Source organism: Streptomyces sp. NPDC058469, from assembly GCF_042721125.1.
GTDB lineage: Bacteria > Actinomycetota > Actinomycetes > Streptomycetales > Streptomycetaceae > Streptomyces.
In genome coordinates, this window is record NZ_JBHXME010000271.1 from 1 (window position 1) to 8490 (window position 8490).

At 70.1% G+C, this 8490-nt stretch carries 1 protein-coding gene; it reads left to right on the plus strand.

Annotated features, from left to right (window positions below; all coding sequences use genetic code 11):
• On the plus strand, positions 1–8490 hold an 8490-nt coding region (locus ACFWP5_RS50675), incomplete at both ends, for an amino acid adenylation domain-containing protein (protein ID WP_384173652.1).

Here is an 8490-nt window from a genome sequence, read left to right on the forward strand (position 1 = left end):
TGAGCACACGCCGTTGGTCACGATCGCTGAGAGCAGTGAACTCCCGCCGGGTCAGGCCCTGTTCAACACCCTCTTCGTCTTCGAGAACTACCCGGTCCAGGAACTGGAGGAGGGGCAGGCCGAATCGGCTGACAGCGGCCTCAACGCCGGGTTCAACCACATGCGCGAACAGGCCAACTACCCCCTCTCCGTGGCGGTCAGTTCGGCCCACGAGCTAGTGCTTCGTCTGTCCTACGACCGATCCCGGTTCGACGCGGACACGGTGGAGCGCTTGGCGGGGCATCTCGTCGCGGTGTTGGAGGCCGTTGCCGCGGATGATTCGGATCGGTGTGTTGGCGATCTGACCGTGGCGGGAACTGAGGAGCGCGATCGGCTGGTACGGCAGGGGAGCGGCGTGATCGACGCTCTGCCGGATGTGGATGGAGTGCATGAGCTGATCGCGGCGCGGGCGGTGGCTGGTCCGGATGCGGTGGCTGTCGTGTCGGACGGTGTGGTGCTGACGTACGGCGGGTTGATGGCGCGTGCGAACCGGCTGGCGCATCACTTGCGGGGCCTTGGGGTCGAGGCGGAGTCGGTGGTGGGGCTGTGTCTGCCGCGTGGGGTCGACATGGTTGTGGCGATGGTGGCGGTGTGGCAGGCGGGGGCGGCGTATTTGCCGTTGGATCCCGAATATCCGCTGGAGCGGCTGGAGTTCATGCTCGCCGACAGTGGAGCCAGGGTGCTGATCGGCGACCGGTCGGTGGCGGGGGTGGCTGAGCGTCTGTCGGTGGAGTCGGTGGTGTGGCTGGACGATCCGGCTGTCACCGAAGGTTTGCCGACTACGGCCCGCGAAGTGGACGTACAGGCAGGTCAGTTGGCGTATGTGATTTATACGTCGGGGTCGACGGGGCGTCCGAAGGGTGTGCAGGTCGCGCATCGTGGTGTGGTGGGCATGGTGACCGCGCTGTCTCCGGTGCTGGGTGCCGGCCCGGGTGTCCGCGTGTTGCAGTTCGCGTCGTTCAGTTTCGATGCGGCCGTGCTGGACGTGGCGGTGACGCTGGCGTCGGGCGGCACACTGATCGTGGCGAGCAGTGCTGAGCGCACCGCTCCGGAGGCACTGACCGGGATGATCGGAGCCCAGGGCGTAGACGCGGCGAGCGTGGTGCCGTCACTGCTCGGCGTGCTCAACCCGGATGAAGTCCCCGGCATTCAGACGCTGTTGCTGGGTGCGGAGCGGCTGACGCAGCCGGTGGCCCAGGCGTGGGCGCGGGACCGCACGCTGGTGAACACGTACGGTCCGACCGAGGCGACCGTCATGGTCACGGCCAGTCCGGTCGACGCGGACCTTCTGGTGGCTCCGCCGATCGGCGCCCCGGTGGCGAATGCCCGTCTGTACGTCCTGGACGCGCGGTTGAACCCGGTTCCGGTGGGGGTGGCGGGCGAGGTGTACATCGCGGGTCCGCAGGTCGCCCGCGGCTACCGCGCCCAGCCCGCCCTGACCGCGGAACGTTTCCTGCCGGACCCGTTCACCGCCGACGGCGCCCGTATGTACCGCTCCGGCGACCGGGCCCGCTGGCTCGCGGAAGGGCAGCTGGACTTCATCGGCCGGGCCGACGATCAGGTCAAGGTCCGTGGCTTCCGTATCGAACCCGGTGAGATCGAAGCCGTACTCGCCACCCACCCCCAGATCCGCACCGCCGTCGTGACAGCCTTCGGCGACACCGAAGACCGCCGCCTGGCCGCCTACCTCGTCCCCGCCGACCCGACCGACGGCATCCCCTCCACCCCCGACCTGCGCACCTTCACCAGCTCGCGGCTGCCGGCCCACATGATCCCGGCCACCTTCACCGAACTCGCCGCCCTCCCCCTCACCCCCAACGGCAAACTCGACCGCGCCGCACTCCCCGATCCCTCCGCCTCCCTGGAGTTGGAGGGATTCGTGGCCCCCGCCGGTGAGACCGAGGAGTTGCTCGCGGGGATCTGGGCGCAGGTGCTCGGCGTGGAGCGGGTCGGAGTCACCGACGGTTTCTTCGATCTCGGTGGTCATTCGTTGCTGGCCACGCAGGTCATGTCGCGTATCAGGGAAGTGTTCGGCGTCGAGTTGCCGCTCGCTGCCCTGTTCGACCGGCGGACCGTGCGGGCGCTGGCCGTGGCGGTCGAGGGCGCGGCGCAAGGTGGCGTGCCGCCGGTGACGGCGGCGGACCGGAGTCGACCGCTGCCTCTGTCGTTCGCCCAGCAGCGGCTGTGGTTCCTGAACCAGCTGGACCCCGGCTCGACGGAGTACAACGTCGCGCTGCCCGTCCGTCTGGACGGTGTGCTGGACGTTGCCGCGCTCGGCGCCGCACTGGACACCGTGGTGGCACGGCACGAGGTGCTGCGGACCCGGCTGGTGGCCGGCGCGGACGGGGTGGCGTACCAGGTGATCGACGCTTCGGCGCCGTGCCCCCTGCCGGTGATCGACGTGTCCGGCGGCGACGATCCGCTGGGTGAGGCGGAGCGGCTGGTCACCCGGGACATGGCTGAGCCGTTCGACCTTGAGGCCGGGCCACTGCTGCGCGCCGCGCTGATCCGGCTGGGCCTCGGCGAGCACGTACTGGCGCTGGCCATGCATCACATCGTCTCCGACGAGTGGTCGGCGCGGATACTCAGCCAGGAGGTGGCGGCGCTCTACGAGGCGTTCCGCGCGGGTGAGCCGGATCCCCTGCCGCCGCTTCCGGTGCAGTACGCCGACTTCGCGGTCTGGCAGCGCGCATGGCTCAGCGGAGAGGTGCTGGACGAGCAACTGACCTACTGGCGCGACCAGTTGGCGGGCTCGACTGAGCTGGAACTGCCGCTCGACCGGGCCAGGCCGCCGATCCGGTCGTCGGTCGGGGCGACGACGCGGTTCACGGTTCCGGCGGAGACCGCCCAGGAGCTGCGGGCGCTGTCGCGCGAGCACGGCTCCACGATGTTCATGACGCTGCTGGCCGCCTTCGACGTGCTGCTCGGCCGCTACTGCGACACCGACGACATCGCGGTCGGCACGGCGGTCGCGAACCGGAACCGGGCCGAGACCGAGGCCCTGATCGGCTTCTTCGTCAACACGCTCGTGCTGCGCACCGACCTCTCCGGCGACCCGACGTTCACCGAACTCCTGGGCCGCGTACGGGACATGGCGCTCGACGCGTACGCGCACCAGGACCTGCCCTTCGAGCAGCTCGTCGACGACCTGGTCACCGACCGCGACCGCTCCCGCACGGCCCTGTTCCAGGTGTACTTCAACTACGTACGGGACGGTGGGGCGGCAGGAGGCACCGCGCCGGACGTGGACGGCGACGACGGTCGCCACGGCCCCCCGGACGAGGACCAGGACGCTCACACCGCCGAAGTCGCGATGTCGCGGGACCTCGCTCTCTCCGATCTCGCGCTGACCTTCAGGGACACCGGTGACGGAGCACTGACCGGTGAATTCGAGTACAGCACAGCGCTGTTCGACGCTGCCACGGTGCGGCGGATGGCCGATCACCTGGTCGTCGTCCTGCGGTCCGTCCTGGATCCCGCCCGCCGGATCGGCGCGCTCGACCTGCTCTCCGAAGCCGAGCACGAGACGCTGCGCGCCCTCGGCACGGGAGCGGAGACCCGCACGGAAGCGCGCCTCGTTCACACGCTCTTCGAGGAGCAGGCGCACCGCGCCCCCGACGCCGTCGCAGTCCAGCAAGGCGGCCGTCTGCTCACGTACGGCCGACTGAACGCGAAGGCAAACCAACTCGCCCATCACATAGGGGCGTTGGGGGTCGGACGGGAGGACGTCGTCGGCGTGTGCCTGACGCGCGGCCCGGAGGCCCTCGTCGCGCTGCTCGGCATCATGAAGGCCGGCGCAGCATACCTGCCCCTCGACGCCGAGCAACCCGTCCAGCGACTCGGCCGCATGATCGAGTCGTCCGGCGCCTCGCTCCTCATCACGCGGGCCACGTCCGCGGAGCGGCTGGAATCCGTGCCCACCCCGAAACTGCTCATCGACACCGACTGGCCGACGACCACCACGTACGACGTCGGCACCCCGCGGACGGGAGTCACACCGCAGAACCTGGCGTACGTCATCTTCACCTCCGGCTCGACCGGTACACCCAAGGGCGTGCTGGTCCAGCACAGTTCATGGAGCCGGGAACTCCAGGAGATGGGCCGCCGCTACGAACTGACCCCGGCGGACGTCACCCTCCAGCTGGCGTCCCTCACCTTCGACGCCGCACAGGAACAGCTCTTCGCCACCCTGGTGCACGGCGGACGGCTGCTGCTCGGCGGAGCGGAGACGTGGACACCGGAACGCGTACTGCGCGAGATCCGTGAACAGGCCGTGACCTCGGTCGACATCACCCCCGCACTGTGGGAGATGCTCATCCCCGGCGTAGCCCAACAAGGCACCCTCGGGCCGGACTTCCGCCTGCTCATCATGGGCGGCGAGGCGATGCCCGCGCGGACACTCGCCGACTGGTTCGCACACACCTCGGTGCCCGTCTACAACGTGTACGGACCGACGGAGGCGACCATCACCAGCGTCGCCGGCCTCCTGCGGCAGCCGGTGACGTCGTCCGTACCACCGATCGGACTGCCGATCGCGGGGACGACGGCGTACGTCCTCGACGCCCGGCTCCAGCCGGTCCCGACGGGTGTGCCGGGCGAGCTCTTCATCGGCGGTGCGGGAGTCGCGCGCGGCTACGGCGGCCGTCCCGCACTGACGGCCGAACGCTTCGTCGCCGACCCGTTCGCGGGCGACGGCTCCCGGATGTACCGCTCCGGCGACCGGGTGCGCCGGGCGGCGGACGGGCAACTGGAGTTCCTCGGGCGCGCCGACCAGCAGATCAAGGTACGTGGTGTCCGCATCGAGCCCGGCGAGATCGAGGCCGTTCTCGCTGCCCACGCGGGGATCCGGTCGGCGGTCGTGACGGCGTTCGGGGACGGCACGGACCGCCGTCTGGTGGCACACCTGGTCCCCGCCGACGCGGCCGAAGGCATCCCCGCGGTGGCCGAACTGCGTGACCTTCTGCGGCAGAGCCTGCCCGACTTCATGGTCCCCGCGGTCTTCACCGAACTGACCGAACTGCCCCTCACCCGCAACGGAAAGCTCGACCGCGCCGCGCTTCCGCAGCCCGACCCCGCCGCCACGCGCTCGGAGACGCACGCATACGTGGCACCCTCCGGCGCGACGGAGGAACTGCTCGCGGAGATCTGGGCCCATGTCCTGAGGGCGGACGCGATCGGCGTCGCCGACGACTTCTTCGCGATCGGCGGCCACTCGCTGCTCGCCACCCAGGTGGTCTCCCGGGTCCGCGAGGTGTTCGGGGTGGAGGTGCCGCTGTCGGCACTGTTCGACCGGCCCACGGTTCGCGGTCTGGCAGCGGCGATCGACGCCTCGGGCAAGGGAGTTGACGGCTTCGGTACGGGAGCCACGGCGCCGGCGATCACACCCGTCGACCGGAGCCGGCACGAACCACAGTCGCCGTCGCCGCTGCCCCTGCCGCTGTCGTTCGCGCAGCAACGGCTGTGGTTCCTCGACCAGTTGGACCCGGGCGCCACGGGTTACGTCCTGCCGTCCCCCCTGCCCTGGTCCGGAGACCTGGACGTGGCGATCCTCGGTGCGGCACTGAGCGCGGTCGTGGCGCGTCACGAAGTCCTGCGCACCCGACTGGTCCCGGACGCGCACGGCGTCCCGCACCAGGTCATCGACCCGCCCGCCCCCTTTCCGCTCCCCGTCGTCGACGTGTCCGGCGCCGTCGACCCGGTCGCGACCGCCCAGAACCTGATGACGGCGGACGCCTCCACCCCCTTCGACCTCACCGACGGGCCCCTCGTCCGCGCCACCCTGATCCGGCTCGCGTCCGACGAACACGTACTGGCGCTCACGATGCACCACATCGTCACCGACGAGTGGTCGGAGCGGATCTTCCAGCGTGAGCTGTCTGCCTTGTACGAGGCGTTCCGCGCGGGTGAGCCGGATCCGTTGCCGCCGCTGCCGGTGCAGTACGCGGACTTCGCGGTGTGGCAGCGCGAGTGGCTGACCGGAGACGTACTGGACGGACAACTCGCCTACTGGCGGGAGAAGTTGTCCGACCTCCCGGCGCTGGATCTGCCCACGGACCGGCCGCACCCGCCGACCCGAACCTCGACGGGAGTCATGGCCGCGTTCACCGTCCCGGAGGAGACGGCCGAGGCGCTGCGGGCACTTTCGCGCGCACATGGCTCCACGATGTTCATGACGCTGCTGGCGGCCTTCGACGTGCTGCTGGGCCGCTACGCCGGCTCGGAGGATGTGGTGGTGGGCACGCCGGTGGCGAACCGGAACCGTGCCGAGACGGAGGACCTGATCGGGTTCTTCGTCAACACGCTGGTGTTGCGGACTGACCTGTCGGGCGACCCCACGTTCCGGGAGTTGTTGGGGCGGGTGCGGGAGTCGGCGTTGGGTGCGTACGCGCATCAGGACGTGCCGTTCGAGCAACTCGTGGACGAGCTGGTCACCGAGCGGGACCGGTCCCGCACGCCGCTGTTCCAGGCGTTCTTCAGCTACGACACAGGGGGAGCCGACACGGAGGGAGCCCCGGAGCCGAGCGGGCCCTCCGGGGAGTCTCACGCACACGTCTCACGCACGGTCCAGTTCGACCTGGCGCTTCGGCTCGGCGACCGGGAGGGCGGGGGACTCTCGGGGCAGATCGAGTACAGCACCGCGCTGTTCGACGCCGCGACGATGGAGCGGATGGTGGGGCATGTCGTCAACGTGCTGAAGGGCATCGCGGAGGATGCGGGGCGGCGTGTCGGTGATCTGCCGGTGGTGGGTGCGGATGAGCGGCGGCGGGTGGTCGAGGAGTGGAACGGGGTCGTCGAGTCGCTGCCGGCGGCGGGTGGGGTGCATGAGCTGATCGCTGCGCGGGCGGTAGCGGGCCCGGATGCGGTGGCTGTCGTGTCGGACGGTGTGGTGCTGACGTACGGCGGGTTGATGTCCCGTGCGAACCGGCTGGCGCATCACCTGCGGGGGTTGGGGGTTGGGGCGGAGTCGGTGGTGGGGCTGTGTCTGCCGCGTGGCGTCGACATGGTGGTGGCGATGGTGGCGGTGTGGCAGGCAGGCGGCGCCTATCTACCGCTGGATCCCGAATATCCGCTGGAGCGGCTGGAGTTCATGCTCGCGGACAGTGGTGCGAGGGTGCTGGTCGGATACCGGTCCGTGGCTGAGCGGCTGTCGGCGGAGTCGGTGGTGTGGCTCGATGACCTGGGCGTCACTGAGGGGCTGCCGTCCACGGCCCCCGAAGTGGACGTACAGGCAGGTCAGTTGGCGTATGTGATTTATACGTCGGGGTCGACGGGGCGTCCGAAGGGTGTGCAGGTCGCGCATCGCAGTGTGGTGGGCATGGTGACCGCGCTGTCTCCGGTGCTGGGTGCCGGGCCGGGTGTGCGGGTGTTGCAGTTCGCGTCGTTCAGTTTCGACGCGGCCGTCCTGGACGTGGCGGTGACGCTGGCATCGGGCGGCACACTGATCGTGGCGAGCAGTGCCGAGCGCACCGCTCCGGAGGCGCTGACCGGGATGATCGGCGCCCAGGGCGTGGGCGCGGCCAGTGTCGTGCCCTCCCTGCTCAGTGTCCTCAACCCGGACGAAGTCCCTGGTATCCAGACACTGTTGCTGGGTGCGGAGCGGCTGACGCAGCCGGTGGCCCAGGCCTGGGCGCGGGACCGCACGCTGGTGAACACGTACGGTCCGACCGAGGCGACCGTCATGGTCACCGCCGGTGCGGTCGGCGCGGGCCTCCTGGCGGCTCCGCCGATCGGTGCGCCGGTGGCGAACGCCCGCTTGTATGTCCTGGACGCGCGGTTGAACCCGGTGCCGGTTGGTGTGGCGGGTGAGGTGTTCATCGCGGGTCCGCAGGTGGCCCGCGGCTACCGTGCCCAGCCCGTGCTCACTGCGGAACGTTTCCTGCCGGACCCGTTCACTGCGGACGGCGCCCGCATGTACCGCTCGGGCGACCGGGCCCGCTGGCTCGCGGAAGGGCAGCTGGACTTCGTCGGCCGGGCGGATGACCAGGTCAAGGTCCGCGGCTTCCGTATCGAGCCGGGTGAGATCGAAGCCGTACTCGCCACTCACCCCCAGATCCGCACCGCCGTCGTGACAGCTTTCGGCGACACCGAAGACCGCAAGCTCGTGGCCTATCTCGTCCCCGAGGACGCGTCGGAGGGCATCCCGGCGGTCAACGACCTGCGGGACCATGTGCAGTTGAGCTTGCCGGCCTTCATGGTCCCGGCCGCGTTCGTCGAGCTGGCCGCCCTGCCGCTGTCGCCGAACGGAAAGCTGGACAGGTCCGCGTTGCCCGAGCCGGACGGTGTGCGGCCGGAGCTGGAGGGTTTCGTGGTCCCGGCCACTGCCTCCGAGGAGCTTCTGGCGGGCATCTGGCAGCACCTGCTGGGAGTGGACCGCGTCGGATCCACGGACAACTTCTTCGAGCTGGGCGGGCATTCGCTGCTCGCCACTCAGGTGGTCTCCCGGGTCAGGGA